Source organism: Citrobacter europaeus, from assembly GCA_020099315.1.
GTDB lineage: Bacteria > Pseudomonadota > Gammaproteobacteria > Enterobacterales > Enterobacteriaceae > Citrobacter > Citrobacter europaeus.
Window position 1 is genome coordinate 1,311,590 of sequence record CP083650.1, and the last position, 14,698, is coordinate 1,326,287.

General features: G+C 50.8%; 16 protein-coding genes. 6 read left to right on the forward strand and 10 right to left on the reverse strand.

The window, feature by feature from the left end; all coding sequences use genetic code 11:
- From citF to citC, 4 genes are read right to left on the reverse strand one after another with little or no spacing between them, the layout of a single operon-like run.
- Positions 1-1,533 carry a citrate lyase subunit alpha gene (gene citF / locus LA337_06050; GenBank protein ID UBI17260.1) on the reverse strand — a complete coding sequence of 511 codons (1,533 nt, stop codon included), beginning with the start codon at positions 1,531-1,533 and terminating at the stop codon, positions 1-3.
- Between the two features lie 9 nt (positions 1,534-1,542).
- Entirely contained in the window at positions 1,543-2,451 is a 909-nt protein-coding gene (locus tag LA337_06055) for a citrate lyase subunit beta (GenBank protein ID UBI17261.1), read from the reverse strand.
- Positions 2,448-2,744, reverse strand: coding sequence for a citrate lyase acyl carrier protein (gene citD, locus LA337_06060; GenBank protein UBI17262.1), 297 nt, complete (start codon positions 2,742-2,744; stop codon positions 2,448-2,450). Before citD ends, LA337_06055 begins: the two co-directional genes overlap by 4 nt.
- The gene (gene citC / locus LA337_06065) at positions 2,741-3,817 is read right to left on the reverse strand and encodes a [citrate (pro-3S)-lyase] ligase (protein ID UBI17263.1); all 1,077 of its coding nucleotides are present in this window, start codon (positions 3,815-3,817) and stop codon (positions 2,741-2,743) included. Before citC ends, citD begins: the two co-directional genes overlap by 4 nt.
- Before the next feature lie 388 nt (positions 3,818-4,205).
- Here citC and dpiB point away from each other — a divergent pair, with 388 nt between their 5' ends.
- Positions 4,206-5,867, forward strand: a complete 1,662-nt coding sequence (gene dpiB, locus LA337_06070; protein UBI17264.1) for a sensor histidine kinase DpiB — start codon at positions 4,206-4,208, stop codon at positions 5,865-5,867.
- The gene (dpiA, locus tag LA337_06075; protein UBI17265.1) at positions 5,836-6,516 is read left to right on the forward strand and encodes a two-component response regulator DpiA; all 681 of its coding nucleotides are present in this window, start codon (positions 5,836-5,838) and stop codon (positions 6,514-6,516) included. The genes dpiB and dpiA overlap by 32 nt, the downstream gene beginning before the upstream one ends.
- A gap of 112 nt (positions 6,517-6,628) precedes the next feature.
- Here dpiA and dcuC read toward each other — a convergent pair whose 3' ends face one another.
- The gene (gene dcuC / locus LA337_06080; protein ID UBI17266.1) at positions 6,629-8,014 is read right to left on the reverse strand and encodes an anaerobic C4-dicarboxylate transporter DcuC; all 1,386 of its coding nucleotides are present in this window, start codon (positions 8,012-8,014) and stop codon (positions 6,629-6,631) included.
- 464 nt (positions 8,015-8,478) lie between these two features.
- Between dcuC and pagP the strand changes: the two genes are divergently transcribed.
- Both pagP and cspE read left to right on the forward strand, forming a co-directional pair.
- Entirely contained in the window at positions 8,479-9,039 is a 561-nt protein-coding gene (pagP, locus tag LA337_06085) for a lipid IV(A) palmitoyltransferase PagP (GenBank protein ID UBI18410.1), read from the forward strand.
- Between the two features lie 189 nt (positions 9,040-9,228).
- Positions 9,229-9,438: a transcription antiterminator/RNA stability regulator CspE gene (cspE, locus tag LA337_06090; GenBank protein UBI17267.1), complete on the forward strand. Its 210-nt coding sequence runs from the start codon at positions 9,229-9,231 to the stop codon at positions 9,436-9,438.
- Positions 9,439-9,489: 51 nt separating this feature from the next.
- On the opposite strand, the gene crcB is transcribed toward cspE, so the two are convergent.
- On the reverse strand, positions 9,490-9,873 hold the full coding sequence (crcB, locus tag LA337_06095; protein UBI17268.1) for a fluoride efflux transporter CrcB: 384 nt from the start codon (positions 9,871-9,873) through the stop codon (positions 9,490-9,492).
- 90 nt (positions 9,874-9,963) lie between these two features.
- Here crcB and LA337_06100 point away from each other — a divergent pair, with 90 nt between their 5' ends.
- Together LA337_06100 and tatE are read left to right on the forward strand one after the other, a co-directional pair.
- The gene (locus tag LA337_06100) at positions 9,964-10,752 is read left to right on the forward strand and encodes a deaminated glutathione amidase (GenBank protein ID UBI17269.1); all 789 of its coding nucleotides are present in this window, start codon (positions 9,964-9,966) and stop codon (positions 10,750-10,752) included.
- Between the two features lie 128 nt (positions 10,753-10,880).
- Positions 10,881-11,084 (forward strand): twin-arginine translocase subunit TatE, encoded by a 204-nt coding sequence (tatE, locus tag LA337_06105; protein UBI17270.1) that lies wholly within the window; start codon positions 10,881-10,883, stop codon positions 11,082-11,084.
- A gap of 98 nt (positions 11,085-11,182) precedes the next feature.
- Here tatE and lipA read toward each other — a convergent pair whose 3' ends face one another.
- From lipA to dacA, 4 genes are all read right to left on the reverse strand, one after another.
- Entirely contained in the window at positions 11,183-12,148 is a 966-nt protein-coding gene (gene lipA, locus LA337_06110) for a lipoyl synthase (GenBank protein UBI17271.1), read from the reverse strand.
- A gap of 206 nt (positions 12,149-12,354) precedes the next feature.
- On the reverse strand, positions 12,355-12,996 hold the full coding sequence (gene lipB / locus LA337_06115) for a lipoyl(octanoyl) transferase LipB (GenBank protein ID UBI17272.1): 642 nt from the start codon (positions 12,994-12,996) through the stop codon (positions 12,355-12,357).
- Between the two features lie 113 nt (positions 12,997-13,109).
- Positions 13,110-13,373, reverse strand: coding sequence for a DUF493 family protein YbeD (gene ybeD / locus LA337_06120; protein ID UBI17273.1), 264 nt, complete (start codon positions 13,371-13,373; stop codon positions 13,110-13,112).
- Between the two features lie 106 nt (positions 13,374-13,479).
- Positions 13,480-14,691: a D-alanyl-D-alanine carboxypeptidase DacA gene (gene dacA, locus LA337_06125; protein ID UBI17274.1), complete on the reverse strand. Its 1,212-nt coding sequence runs from the start codon at positions 14,689-14,691 to the stop codon at positions 13,480-13,482.
- Positions 14,692-14,698 lie beyond the last annotated feature (7 nt).

Below are 14,698 nucleotides of genomic sequence, written 5' to 3' on the forward strand. Positions count from 1 at the left end.
TTATTCCTTCACCTGATGCACAACGTCAATCACCGAGCCATCGCGGTAACGCACAACGGCAATCACGCGGTCGGTAAAGTCGATAGCGCGTGGCTGACCGGTGAGCTGCTGTGCGCGTTCGCGCAGCCATTCAATGGAAACCACTTTCATACCGGCTTCTTTCAGACGTTCTGCCAGTTCCGGACGCGCAGGGTTAACGGCGATACCGTGGTCAGTGACCAGAATGTCAACACTGGAGCCTGGCGTTACGCAGGTCAGCACGTTATCAACCAGCGTCGGGATGCGCCCACGAACCAGCGGAGCGACGATGATGGAAAGCGCAGCCGCAACCGCGGTATCGCAGTGACCACCGGATGCGCCGCGCAGTACGCCGTCAGAACCGGTCAGTACGTTCACGTTGAAGCTGGTATCAACTTCCAGCGCGCTCAGCACCACGACGTCCAGACGATCGACAGATGCGCCTTTCGAGCCCCAGTTGGCATACTGGTTAGCGCTGATCTCAATGTGGTTTGGGTTGCGGGCCAGAGACTCCGCCGCGTTACGGTCAAAGCTCTGTACGTCCAGCAGTTTGCGGATCAGGCCTTTTTCGTGCAGATCAACGATGGTCGCGGTGATGCCGCCCAGCGCAAAGTCAGCGCGGATATCGCGGCTGCGCATTTTGTCTTCCAGGAAACGTGTAACGGCCAGAGAAGCGCCGCCGGTTCCTGTCTGCAGTGAAAAGCCTTCATTGAAGTAACCGGAGTTAGCAATGACGTCTGCCGCACTTCGGGCGATTAACAGTTCACGCGGGTTGGTGGTCATGCGGGTCGCATCGGCACCGATTTTGTCCGCATCGCCGACCTGGTCGATCTGCACGATCAGATCCACCTGATCTTGTGTAATGCTGGCCGGGTTATGCGGATAGGTCAGCAGCTGTTCAGTCAGCAGGACAACCTGTTTCGCGTTTTCGGCATCGACGCGGGCATAGCCCAGTGAGCCGCAGCACGCTTTACCGGTATAACCGTTGGCGTTGCCAAACGGGTCGCAGGACGGTACGCCGAGGAACGCCACATCAATGCTGAGTTCGCCGCTTTGTACCAGGTGTACACGGCCGCCGTGGGAGTGAATCTGTACCGGCTCGGCCAGCAGGCCACGTGAGATCTCTTCCGCCAGCGGACCACGCAGGCCGGAGGTATAAATACGGCTAACCACGCCCTGGCGGATGTGCTCAACCAGCGGAGCATGGCAGTCGCTCAGGGAACTGGAGGCCAGCGTCAGATTTTTAAAGCCCATACTGGCGATGGCGTCCATCACCAGGTTAATCGTCAGATCGCCGCCGCGGAAAGCGTGGTGAAAAGAGATGGTCATGCCGTCCTGTAAACCGGAACGGCGAATGGCGTCTTCCAGGTTAGCGCACAGCTTTTTGTCGCGCGGTTTTTGCGCCTGCAGTTCTACTTTTGCGGTGCTCTGATAAGCGGAAAGCTCACTTTCTGCATGACGGCTCCAGGTCGCCACGCGATCCTGGCGTTGAGACTGTTCGATTTTCTGCGTCATTTTTTTGCCTTATTCTTCGCGAATGCCGGAAAGTTCTGCACGGGAGATAACCAGAAGGGCGCGCTCGATAACCGGGCTGTCGACCATTTTGCCGTTCAGGGAAACTACGCCACGGCCTTCGCGAGCGGCGGCTTCAGCGGCTTCTACCACCAGGCGCGCGTGAGCCAGCTCTTTACGCGTCGGGGCGTACAGGTTGTGCAGTAGTTCGATCTGGCGCGGGTTGATGAGCGACTTGCCGTCAAAACCCAACTGCTTGATGTGTGAGGCTTCGTGCAGGAAACCTGCTTCGTTGTTGGCATCGGAATACACGGTGTCGAACGCCTGAATGCCGGCAGAGCGTGCCGCCTGCAAAATAGAGCAGCGGGCAAACAGCAGTTCAGTCCCTTCCGGGGAGCGTTCAGTGCGCAAGTTACGCACATAATCTTCCGCGCCCAGGGCAATACCGATCAGGCGCTCGGAAGCGTGGGCAATTTCTACCGCACGGGTAATGCCTAACGGCGATTCAATAGCGGCTAACAGACCAGTGCTGCCGGGTTCACGGCCACAGGCTTTCTCGATACGCAGGATTTCGCTTTCGATGTCGATAACATCCTGCGCGGTATCGGTCTTCGGTAAACGCACGATGTCTGCGCCGCCACGTACCACGGCTTCGAGATCGTTAATGCCCCATTCGGAGTCGAGGGCGTTTACGCGCACGATAGTTTCAACGTCGTGATACAGCGGATGCTGCAGCGCGTGGTACACCATACGACGAGCAGTATCTTTCTCGCGCAACGCGACGGAGTCTTCGAGGTCGAACATCAGCGCATCTGCCGGGTAGATGAACGAGTTGCTGACCATGGCGGCATTGGCACCCGGTACGAACAGCATGCTGCGGCGGGTACGGGTTTTACGTTGCTGCAAAGATTCGCTAATCACTGGCAATCCTCCCATGGCAGTGCCGGAATACCGCCAGCGCGGGCCAGTAGTGCTTCCAGTCGCGCACGTAAAATGCAGTCCAGTGCGCCTTTATCATCAACATTTAATTGCACGCCGCGTACGTTGTAGCGGGACAGAACGTCCAGGATGGTGGCCCGAATGGCATCACCGAACTGCTTTTCGACGCTACTGTTAACCTGCAGGTCAATATCCTGCGAATCGAGCGGGGCGATGCGAATCATCACATCACCGGACTCGAGTGTGCCTGCGACGGCTGCCTGGTTTATTTTCATTTTTCACCTGTTGCTAATGCGGGGGTATTTTGGCGGACTGCCGCACCCGATGAGGCTCGCTCAACCATGCTTTGCAGATAATGCAGCGTGGCGTCAGGGACCAGGGATGCGATAGCCGTGAGATCTTTTTTAACCAGCAGCTTGCGCACCCAGGAGGCGGAAATCGGCATCTCCTGGAAGCACAGCCGCTCAATTTCCACCAGTTCAATCGGTGGGGCGGGAAGCGTTGGGGTCTCCAGCCAGTAGCGCATATCATTGTTGTACTGGGAGGTGACGGTGCAATACGGCTCCGTACCGACGAAGCGGTGCGTAACGCCGAGAGCCGGGGCCAGATACTGGCGGAAGATTTTCAGGTCTATTTCGGTGTAGCAGTGGTTAATAACGCTCTGCTCTTTGATGAAGTAGCACGGGAACGTGGCGCGGGAAATGATGTATTCCGAACCGCGATGTACGGTTAAACGTGGAATGTCTTTGGTCCCTTTAAGCACCAGATCCAGTCGGTCTTCATACGGAAAACGCGAGGTATCTTCTTTCACCAAAAACAGATGCAGCCAGTCGCATTGCGCGGCCGCCTGTTGGATCAGAAAACGGTGTCCGTTGGTGAAGGGGTTGGCGTTCATGACGATACAACCAATTTTTTTCCCTTCACGACGCTGTTTCGCCAGTGATTCTGCATAGCGTTTCAGACGTGTGGTGCTGTTTTCCATGAGCACCATAATGCCGGGGACGCTGGTCAGAGTAGAAAAACCACACTGCTTAAACAGCGACTCGTACTCGGTTTTTGTATAGATGAAGAGGTGCGTACAGTGGCGCTCATAGGCGAGGTTGATTAACTCGGTCGCCAGCGTCAGCGCTAAGCCTTCACCCCTTACGGATTCGCAGATGGCGACGCATTTTATGATATTGCCGGCAATGCCGCCGCAGGCGATCAGGCGGTCATCACGGGTAACGGTGATAAATACTTCGACGGTGGTATCAACGCTCAAATCATTCTCTTTCAGAAATTGCGCGATAGCCGCCATCTTTTTATTTTCTGAGCGTTTAACTTGCGTGAATATATTATTACCGAACATAGTAAATAGAGCCCCGATGCTATATTTGTTACTGGGTTTCTGTTTTTGTTGCCCTGTTTAGCAACCTGATAACGTTTTGTTTGCAATTGAAGGGGGTGTTTTTTATTACGACGTATTTCTTTTTTCCCCTGCTGCATACATCGTAAGGAGTATTTTGGAGGTAATTTTTGATTTATTTCACAATAAGTTAGAAGGTTTTAATGTGTTTTATGGTTTTAAGTTTTTTAATTAATTTAACTCCGAAATAGCGTGTGGTTTTAATTTGTTTAATTGATTTAAGGTGGGGAATCTGCAACGATCCTGTTTTATACCGTGACTTGTAAATAAAACATTTTCATTACAACTACAATAAAAAATAAGTTTCGGATAACGTCGCTGAGGAAGAAATATGGCAAAGCAGAAAAATAAAACACGGTTTCCTTTTTTTCGCAGTCTGGCGTTTCCACTGCGTATCTTTCTGCTTATTTTGGTCGTTTCTGTTTTTATTATCGCCGCGTTAGCACAATACTTCACCGCCAGCTTTGAAGATTATCTGGCAACGCATGTCCGCGATATGGCGATGAATCAGGCCAAAATCATCGCCTCTAACGACAGTATCATCACGGCGGTGAAGCATCGTGATTACAAGCGTCTGGCGACCATTGCCGATAAACTGCAGAGCGGGACAGACTTCGACTATGTGGTTATCGGAGATACCCACTCTATCCGTCTTTATCATCCGAATCCGGAAAAAATTGGCTACCCGATGCAGTTCACGAAACCCGGCGCGCTGGAAAAAGGGGAGAGTTACTTTATTACCGGCAAAGGGTCAATCGGGATGGCGATGCGTGCCAAAACGCCCATCTTTGATGACGATGGCAAAATCATTGGCGTGGTCTCAATTGGCTATCTGATCAGTAAAATTGATAGCTGGCGCTCTGACTTCTTACTCCCAATGGCAGGCGTGTTTATCCTGCTGTTGCTGGTACTTATGCTGCTCTCCTGGTTTTTTGCCGCCCATATTCGACGGCAGATGCTGGGGATGGAGCCCAAACAAATCGCGCGGGTGGTGCGTCAGCAGGAAGCGCTATTTAGCTCGGTGTATGAAGGATTGATCGCCGTGGATCCTGATGGGTATATCACCGCCATAAACCGCAGCGCGAGGAAAATGCTGGGGCTGTCTTCGCCTGGGCGAAAGTGGCTGGGAAAACCGGTGAGTGAGGTGGTTCAGCCGGCTGACTTTTTCATCCAGCAGATTGCGGAACAACGACAGGACGCGATGGTGAACTTTAATGGCCTGAGCGTTATCGCTAACCGTGAGGCGATTCGCTCCGGCGATGAACTGCTTGGGGCAATCATCAGTTTTCGTAGTAAAGATGAAATTGCTACCCTTAATGCGCAATTAACGCAGATCAAACAGTATGTAGAGAGCCTGAGGACGCTGCGTCATGAGCACCTGAACTGGATGTCGACCATTAACGGCCTGCTGCAAATGAAAGAATATGATCGGGTACTGGCAATGGTGCAGGGGGAGTCGCAGGCACAGCAGCAACTGATTGACAGCCTGCGCGGCGCGTTTGCCGATCGTCAGGTAGCCGGTCTGTTATTTGGCAAGGTGCAGCGCGCGCGGGAGTTGGGCCTTACCATGACCATCGTTCCAGGCAGCCAACTGCATCAACTTCCCGAGGGGCTGGACAGCACAGAGTTTGCAGCAATTGTTGGCAATCTGCTTGATAATGCATTTGAAGCGAGCTTGCGCACCCAGCAAGGCAACAAGGTCGTCGAGCTCTATTTAAGCGATGAAGGAGATGACGTGATCATCGAAGTTGCCGATCAGGGATGCGGTGTACCGGAAGCATTGCGTGAAAAAATATTTGAGCAGGGTGTGAGCACCCGTACCGATGAACCCGGTGAACATGGCATCGGTTTGTATCTGATTGCAAGTTATGTGAGGCGCTGTAACGGGGTGATTACGCTCGAAGATAACTCCCCTTGCGGCACCTTATTTTCTTTATTTCTTCCGAAAGTGAAAAAAAATAATGACGGAACCATTAACGCTGTTGATCGTTGAGGATGAAACGCTACTGGCGGAAATGCATGCTGAATATATCCGCCATATACCGGGCTTTAGCCAGATATGGCTGGCGGGTAATCTTGCGCAGGCGAGGATGATGATTGAGCGTTTTAAGCCCGGTCTGATACTGCTCGACAACTACTTGCCGGACGGCAAGGGAATTACGTTGTTGCATGAGCTAACCCAGGCGCGATATCCGGGTGGCGTGGTGTTTACCACGGCGGCCAGCGACATGGAAACGGTCTCCGAGGCCGTGCGCAGCGGCGCGTTTGATTATCTGGTCAAACCTATCGCTTACGAGCGGTTGGGGCAGACGCTTACGCGGTATCAACAGCGCAGACGCATGCTGGCAGGCAATGACAGCGCCAGTCAAAAGCAGATTGATGAAATGTTCAATGCCTACGCGCGCGGCGAGCCGAAGGGCGATTTGCCGACCGGGATTGACGCCTTAACGCTGAATGCGGTATTGAAATTATTTGCCGATCCGACGGTACATCATACTGCGGAAACGATCGCCCAGGCGCTTACTATCAGCCGTACCACCTCCAGACGCTATCTGGAGTATTGTGCCAGCCGCCATTTGATTATTGCGGAGATTATTCACGGGAAGGTAGGCAGGCCGCAGCGTATTTATCACGGCGGCTAAATGCTGATTTCTGACGTAGGCCGGATAAGATGCTTTAGCATCGCCATCCGGCAACGGGTTGAAATGCCGGATGCGGCGTAAACGCCTTATCCGGCCTACATTTAACTGAGTGTCAGCCGCCAACGACGGACGAAGAAGAGCCAGGTACCATCACTTCAGTGGCGATAATCACCACCAGCAGTCCAACCAGGACCGGAACCGAGGTACGTTTCACCACTTCGAACGGAGAAATCTTTGCCATCCCTGCGACAGCCACAACCACGCCGGAGACCGGGGAAATTGTGCGCCCAAGGTTTGATGCCTGCAGCATCGGGATAACAAGATAAGCCGGGTTAATGCCGGAAGAATGTGCCAGCTTAGGGATCATCTCAACGAAGGCATAGAACGGGGCGTTACCGGAGCCTGTAGTCATTGCTGCCAGCATCGTCAGGATCACCAGCACCATCATCAGAATAATGCTTGCTGAGCCAAACGAGGTAGCGATAGAGATCAGACTCTGGATAAAGCCGATTGTGCTCAGACCTTGGGCAAAAACCCCCGCCGCGACTAACAGCATTACCACGTTAGCAAAGGCATCCGCCATGCCACGGTAGGCGACTTCCAGGCCAGAGAAAACCTTCTGGGTGTTGAATCCGCGAACGAACTCCAGGACCGCAGCGATGAGCATGCACAGCACCAGAATTGTAATAATATGCAGCTGTGGACCCCATTTACCATCGAAAATCAGGACGCCAACGATCGGGGTAAACGGCAGGATTGCGTAAAACGAAGGGGCGGTAGTGGTGATTTCAGCCACATCTAACATTTCATGAGAAATGTTCTCTTTTTTATCCAGATAACGCTGCCAGAAAAAGTGGGCAATCGCCATAGCAATGATGGCGGCAATGGAAATGGGCAGCGTGGTTTTAAACGCGAAATCGATCAGCGGCATTTCCGCAGCTTTGGCAGCCAGCACCACATCACCGGATGTAGGAGAAAGGATGATTGCAGCGGGAGAGGCACAAATGGCCGCCGCGGCGCCACGGCTGATCCCAACGTTAACCATCACCGGGAACAGCGTTGCCATCAGCAATACGCCCAGGCCGGTAGCTGACGAGACTGCCAGCGACATCAGGCAGGCGACAAAATAGGCGGCAATCATCAACAGATAAGGTGAGTTGATATATTGCAGCGGTTTGGAGGCCAGCTTAACTACCATATCGTTCGCGCCAATATGGGTCATATAAGCGGCAAAACCACACAGCATCATAATCATCATGCCGAGATCGCCACCGCGGCTCATCAGCAAAATTTTAATATATTCAACAATGTCTGTTGCCGTATAGCCCGTCGTTGCTGCGCTGGAAGGCAGAACTTTATGACCCATCAGCGCACTGATAATCAGTAAAACCAGACCGCCAACAAACAGTACGCCTGTCGCGGAATAACCTTTAATGATGTAGCGCGCTACACCCACAATAACCACAACTCCAATAAGGAGTTCAATAAATGTCAACATTGTTTCCCCTGTCGCATTGCTGCCCAGAAAGTAAAAAAACTAAAAAAAGTAAAAAGTGGTGACAGAATGTGCCTAATAAAACGATAACTCTTGCTGATTGAAATCAATAAAAATACGGATTCAAGCGATGGCTAAGCCATTTTTTCAGCATCGTGGTTAAAAAAGAATCTCACAATAAAAAACTGTGAAGCGCGGCGTTGGTGTGTCTGTTTTGTGGTAATATTGATAATTAATTGTTATTTTGTTGTTGTCTTATTTGGCGTTTTCTGGAGGGAAGAGCTATTTATTGGCAATAAAGAGAAAATTGTTCCTATGAAATGACTCAATAAATAAAGGGATAATTATCTTAAAATTTATAAGCTGAGGAATATTCTGATTTTTTATCTGCGTTTTTTTGTTAAGCTAACATTAAGGTTGGGTTTGCTATAATTAATAATAAATCCCAGGATGGTAATTAAGTTGTGATTGTCGCTAAACGATATTTTCTCATTTTTTCATTTCTTTTTATTCAGTTAGCTTTCATTCCCCAGGGTGCTGCTGAAGACAAAGGCTGGTTCGCTACTTTTAAAGATAATGTCAGTGAGACCTGGCAGCAGCCGGAACATTATGATCTGTATGTACCTGCTATTACCTGGCATGCACGTTTTGCCTACGATAAAGACAAAACGGATCGCTACAATGAACGCCCATGGGGGGCAGGATTTGGCCAATCCCGTTGGGATGATAAAGGTAACTGGCACGGGCTCTATATAATGGCCTTTAAGGATTCCTACAATAAATGGGAACCGATCGGCGGCTATGGCTGGGAAACAACCTGGCGGCCGCTGGCCGATGAAAACTTCCATACAGGTCTCGGTTTTACCGCCGGTTTTACCGCGCGTGATAACTGGAACTACATTCCTGTACCCGTGCTGTTACCGCTGGCATCAATTGGCTATGGTCCGGCAACGTTTCAGATGACCTACATTCCAGGAACGTATAACAACGGCAACGTCTACTTTGCCTGGATGCGTTTCCAGTTTTGATAGACTACCTGTATTGTCAGGTGGTTTATTAAAAATACCTTTAAAAACATATTGTTATGAAGTTTAACTGAAAAATAACGCGACATTTATCACTTTTTGATAAAGTTCGACTGGACAAAGTGCACCACAATTGTTGTACTGATACCCGACACAGCATTTGTGTCTATTTTTCATGTAAAGGTAATTTTGATGTCTAAGATTAAAGGTAACGTTAAGTGGTTTAATGAGTCCAAAGGATTCGGTTTCATTACTCCGGAAGATGGCAGCAAAGACGTGTTCGTACACTTCTCTGCAATCCAGACCAATGGTTTTAAAACTCTGGCTGAAGGTCAGCGTGTAGAGTTCGAAATCACTAACGGTGCCAAAGGCCCTTCTGCTGCAAACGTAATCGCTCTGTAAGCATACGACAGCAAGCATTCAAAACCCGCTTAATTGCGGGTTTTTTTCGCTCTAATGTGCGGGCGAGGCAGAAACCAGCCAGAATGCGAGGGCGGTCATCGCGAATGACCCCAATAGATTCACCAGCACATTCACCATAGCCCAACCAAAGCGTCCTTCCTGTAGCAAAAACACCACTTCTGCAGAGAAAGTGGAAAATGTTGTTAGTCCCCCGCAAAAGCCAGTGGTAATCAGTACCTTCCACATTGGGTCAATGTTTGTCATGCGATTAAACCATGCCAGGCCCATACCAATGATAAATGCCCCAATTAAGTTTGCAGCCAGCGTACCGAATGGAATGGCCTGATGCAGCGGGTTAAACCGCATGCTCAGCATCCATCTTGCTACGCTACCTGTACCACCACCAATAAAAACCGCTAAAAGGAGTTGTAACACTGCGTAATCCTGCTATTTGATTGTATAGAGAGTGAGTGTAACGCTGAATAATCGTTGTTGGCGAGCTTAACAAAGTTTTCTGGAGGGAATATGTTCGTTGCTGCAGGGCAATTTGCCGTGGGTCCTTCATGGGAGAAAAATGCAGAAACCTGTGCCTTACTGATGTCTCAGGCAGCAGGCGAGGGAGCATCGCTACTGGTATTACCGGAGGCATTGCTGGCGCGTGACGATTTTGACCCTGACATGTCAGTGAAATCAGCCCAACTGTTAGAAGGTGGGTTTCTGACGCGTTTGTTGCGAGAAAGTGCGCAAAATGAGATGACAACAATCCTGACCATTCATGTTCCCTCTGTGCCTGGTCGTGCCTATAACATGCTGGTGGCGTTACGGGCAGGGCAGGTTGTGGCCCATTACGCGAAATTACATCTCTATGACGCCTTTTCCATTCAAGAATCACGTAATGTGGATGCAGGGGACGCCATCGCGCCGCTGCTGGACGTAGACGGATTAAAAGTAGGGCTAATGACCTGCTATGACCTGCGCTTCCCCGAGCTGGCGCTGGCGCACGCGCTGCAGGGGGCTGAAATCCTCGTTTTACCCGCGGCCTGGGTGCGGGGATCGTTAAAAGAGCATCACTGGGCTACACTTTTGGCAGCAAGAGCGCTGGATGCCACGTGTTATCTGGTGGCGGCTGGAGAGTGCGGTAACAAGAATATTGGCCAAAGTCGGGTTATCGATCCTTTAGGCGTGACCATTGCAGCAGCGGCAGAAACGCCCGCGCTAATCATAGCCGAGGTTTCCGGCGAGAGGGTGAGGCAGGTCAGGGCGCAACTTCCGGTGTTAAGTAACCGACGCTTTGCGCCACCGCAATTATTATGACGTTTTTTTAAACAAGGCTTGATTCACCTTGTTACAGATTGCTATTGTGTGCGCGCGTCGAAAGGCCGTTAATATTCTCAGGTTAATATGGCGCTTTATGCAGCCTGGTTTAAGTCAAGAAGGTATCTATGGGTGAGATTAGTATTACCAAACTGCTGGTGGTTGCCGCACTGGTTGTTCTGCTGTTTGGTACCAAGAAGTTACGTACACTGGGTGGAGACCTGGGAACGGCAATCAAGGGCTTCAAGAAAGCGATGAACGACGATAATGCCGATGCCAAGAAAGAGGCTGATGGTAGCGTTCAGGCTGAGAAGCTTTCTCATAAAGAGTAATGTCAGGAGCATGATGCTCATACTGCAAACTCTGAATGAAAAAAAACCGGCGATTTGCCGGTTTTTTTATTGCTGATATGTAAGTGATTATTACACGGTTACTTCACTTCCAGCCCTTTGGCTTGCATGTCAGCATGGTATGAAGAGCGAACGAATGGACCACACGCAGCATGGGTAAAGCCCATAGCCATAGCTTCTGCTTTCATCTCATCGAACTCATCCGGGCTTACATAGCGTTGCACCGGCAGGTGATGGCGGCTTGGCTGTAAATACTGCCCCAGCGTCAGCATAGTCACGCCATGGCTGCGCAGGTCGCGCATGACCTCAATGATTTCAGCATTGGTTTCGCCCAGACCCACCATCAGACCCGACTTGGTCGGAATCTCCGGATGTGCTTCCTTGAAACGTTCCAGAAGCTTCAGCGACCAGTTATAGTCAGCCCCAGGGCGTACATTGCGATAAATACGCGGTACGTTTTCGAGGTTGTGGTTAAACACGTCCGGCGGTGTGGCGGTGAGGATATCCAGCGCGCGATCCATACGACCACGGAAGTCAGGCACCAGCGTTTCGATTTTAATCGACGGGCTTTTCTCACGAATAGCGGTGATGCAGTCAGCAAAGTGCTGGGCGCCGCCGTCACGCAGATCGTCGCGGTCAACGGAGGTAATGACCACATAGCGCAGCGCCATGTCCGCAATTGTCTGAGCCAGTTTTAACGGCTCGTTAGCATCAGGAGCAACCGGACGGCCATGGGCAACGTCGCAGAATGGGCAACGGCGGGTACAGATTGCGCCGAGGATCATAAAGGTTGCAGTGCCGTGATTGAAACATTCAGCCAGGTTAGGGCAGGAAGCTTCTTCGCAGACAGAGTGCAGGCCATTTTTGCGCATTGCCGCTTTGATGCCCTGGATGCGAGTGGAGTCCGCTGGCAGTTTTATTTTCATCCATTCCGGTTTACGCAGCAGGGCTTCACGCTCTGTTGCCACATTTTTTACCGGGATAAGAGCCATCTTATCGGCATCGCGGTATTTAACACCGCGTTCCATCACAATGGGTTTACTCATAGCTTGCGTGTTCCAGTTGCGAATTACGAAGGAAAGCGTTTCAATTCAAGGGAATGTTGCATTTATCAACTATTTTTGAATTAGTGATACGCAGTATATCATTGAAACGGGCCAGAAAGCAGCCTGACAGGCTGGCAAAATGTAAAATAGTTGTTGTTTTGTGCCATTTGCCACAACATATGCCGTGGCAAAGTATGACCGCATTTTTAGTCCGCAACGTATTCGTGCGGTGGGTTACCCAACAGCGCCAGAATGTTGGCCAGCAGGCGTGGGCGAATGCTCTCAGTGGTGGCCGCGCTATCCCACTGCGATACTTTTGCCATCTCCATTCCGGCATAACCACAAGGATTGATACGCAGGAAAGGCGACAAGTCCATATCCACGTTAAGCGCTAAGCCGTGAAATGAACATCCTTTACGAATACGTAACCCCAAAGAGCAGATTTTCTTCTCTCCAACGTAAACGCCAGGCGCATCGGCTCGCGGGTGAGCGTCAATGCCGATTTCCGCCAGGGTATTGACGACGGTTTGCTCTAACAGCGTAACCAGTTCGCGAACGCCAAGTTTACGACGCTTCAGGTTTAACAGCACATACATGACCTGCTGGCCCGGCCCGTGGTAGGTCACCTGGCCGCCACGATCGCTCTGGATCACCGGAATATCTCCGGGCATCAGTACGTGTTCTGCTTTACCTGCCTGACCCTGGGTAAAGACAGGATAATGCTCTACCAGCCAGATTTCATCATGGCTGTTTTCATCGCGGGTATCGGTAAATTCGTGCATGGCCAGAGAGACTGGCTCGTAAGGTTGAAGACCGAGCTGGCGGACCAGAATTTTATCCTGATACAAAACGGCATCTCCGTAAATACTCACACAGAGTAGAGAATGTTAAAGAGGGGAAAAGTATATCACAGGAGGGAGGGGTTACCCGAGCGGGGATGCAGCGGGTAACCGACAGGTTTTTACAGCACCATGCGTACGATATCGATGTTACCTAATTCTTCGTACAGCGTTTCAACCTGCTCAATGTGTGTAGCAGTGATGGTGATAGAGACCGAGTGGTAGTTGCCTTTGCTGCTCGGTTTTACCGTCGGAGAGTAATCACCTGGCGCATGGCGCTGTACCACTTCAACCACCTGATCAACCAGCTCAGGCAACGCCTGCCCCATTACTTTGTAAGTAAATGGAGTAGGGAATTCAAGCAGTTCGTTAAGTTTGGTTTTCATGTCAGCTCCGGCGTTACATCAAAAAATAATAACTCCCACAGTGCGTGGGAGTTATCAGGATACCTAGTATATGGGGACGTAAATCACACTTTCAAGTGTTCGATTTTTAGCCAAACCAGTGATGGAACATTAATTTAATGTAATCAATGATTTTCCCAAAGAAGTTGCCTTCAGGGATTTCCTGCAGAACCACCAGCGGGCGCTGCTCAATGGTTTTGCCATCCAACTGGAAGTTGATAGTACCGACAACCTGATTTTTCTGCAGCGGTGCGTGCAGTTCAGTGGTGTTCAGCACATAGCTTGCTTTCAGATCTTTCATGCGACCGCGTGGAATGGTCAGATAGACGTCTTTATCAACACCTAACGACGCACGATCGGTGTTACCAAACCAGGCAGGTTCTGAGGCAAATTCTTTACCTACTTTCAGCGGGTTGACGGTTTCGAAGAAACGGAAGCCCCAGGTCAGCAGTTTTTTACTTTCGGTTTCGCGGCCTTTATAGGTGCGACCACCCATGACGGCGGAGATCAGACGCATCTGGCCTTCAGTTGCTGATGCAACGAGGTTATAGCCAGCCTTATCGGTGTGACCGGTTTTGATACCGTCGACATTCAGGCTGTTATCCCACAGCAGGCCGTTGCGGTTTAGCTGACGAATGCCGTTAAAGGTGAACTCTTTTTCTTTATAGATAGAGTATTCGTTAGGCACGTCACGAATTAGCGCCTGACCAATCATCGCCATGTCGCGAGCCGAGCTGTACTGGCCGTCAGCATCAAGACCATGAACGGTCTGGAAGTGGGTGTTTTTCAGGCCCAGCGCATTCACATAGCTGTTCATCAGTCCGACGAAAGCATCCTGGCTACCGGCGGCGAAGTCCGCCATTGCCACGCACGCGTCGTTTCCGGATTGCAGGTTAATGCCACGGATCAGCTGAGAAACAGGAACCTGCATGCCTGGCTTAAGGAACATCAGCGATGAACCTTTGAAGACCGGGTTGCCCGTAGCCCATGCGTCATTACCGACGGTAACCAGATCGGTTTCTTTGAATTTCCCGGCTTTCATCGCCTGGCCGATGACGTAGCTGGTCATCATTTTGGTCAGGCTGGCGGGATCGCGGCGAGTATCGGCGTTCTGTTCTGCGAGAACCTTACCTGAATTGTAATCAATCAGGATATACGACTCCGCATCGATCTGCGGAACGCCCGGGATCATGGTTTTAATATTCAGGTCATCGGCATGGGCAGCAGAGAGAGAGGCTGCGCAGAGAGCCGCGGTGAGCGCCATACGCTGCACGAAACGAGCGGAAAAAGTGGTCTTCATGGTCTGA

What these genes read in the sequence shown, in the direction of transcription:
- tatE (UBI17270.1), top strand. Translation starts at nt 10,881, where the DNA reads ATGGGTGAGATTAGTATTACCAAACTGCTGGTGGTTGCCGCACTGGTT.
- dacA (UBI17274.1), bottom strand. Translation starts at nt 14,691, where the DNA reads ATGAAGACCACTTTTTCCGCTCGTTTCGTGCAGCGTATGGCGCTCACC.
- lipA (UBI17271.1), bottom strand. Translation starts at nt 12,148, where the DNA reads ATGAGTAAACCCATTGTGATGGAACGCGGTGTTAAATACCGCGATGCC.
- citD (UBI17262.1), bottom strand. Translation starts at nt 2,744, where the DNA reads ATGAAAATAAACCAGGCAGCCGTCGCAGGCACACTCGAGTCCGGTGAT.
- citF (UBI17260.1), bottom strand. Translation starts at nt 1,533, where the DNA reads ATGACGCAGAAAATCGAACAGTCTCAACGCCAGGATCGCGTGGCGACC.
- dcuC (UBI17266.1), bottom strand. Translation starts at nt 8,014, where the DNA reads ATGTTGACATTTATTGAACTCCTTATTGGAGTTGTGGTTATTGTGGGT.
- LA337_06100 (UBI17269.1), top strand. Translation starts at nt 9,964, where the DNA reads ATGTTCGTTGCTGCAGGGCAATTTGCCGTGGGTCCTTCATGGGAGAAA.
- citC (UBI17263.1), bottom strand. Translation starts at nt 3,817, where the DNA reads ATGTTCGGTAATAATATATTCACGCAAGTTAAACGCTCAGAAAATAAA.
- dpiA (UBI17265.1), top strand. Translation starts at nt 5,836, where the DNA reads ATGACGGAACCATTAACGCTGTTGATCGTTGAGGATGAAACGCTACTG.
- dpiB (UBI17264.1), top strand. Translation starts at nt 4,206, where the DNA reads ATGGCAAAGCAGAAAAATAAAACACGGTTTCCTTTTTTTCGCAGTCTG.
- ybeD (UBI17273.1), bottom strand. Translation starts at nt 13,373, where the DNA reads ATGAAAACCAAACTTAACGAACTGCTTGAATTCCCTACTCCATTTACT.
- cspE (UBI17267.1), top strand. Translation starts at nt 9,229, where the DNA reads ATGTCTAAGATTAAAGGTAACGTTAAGTGGTTTAATGAGTCCAAAGGA.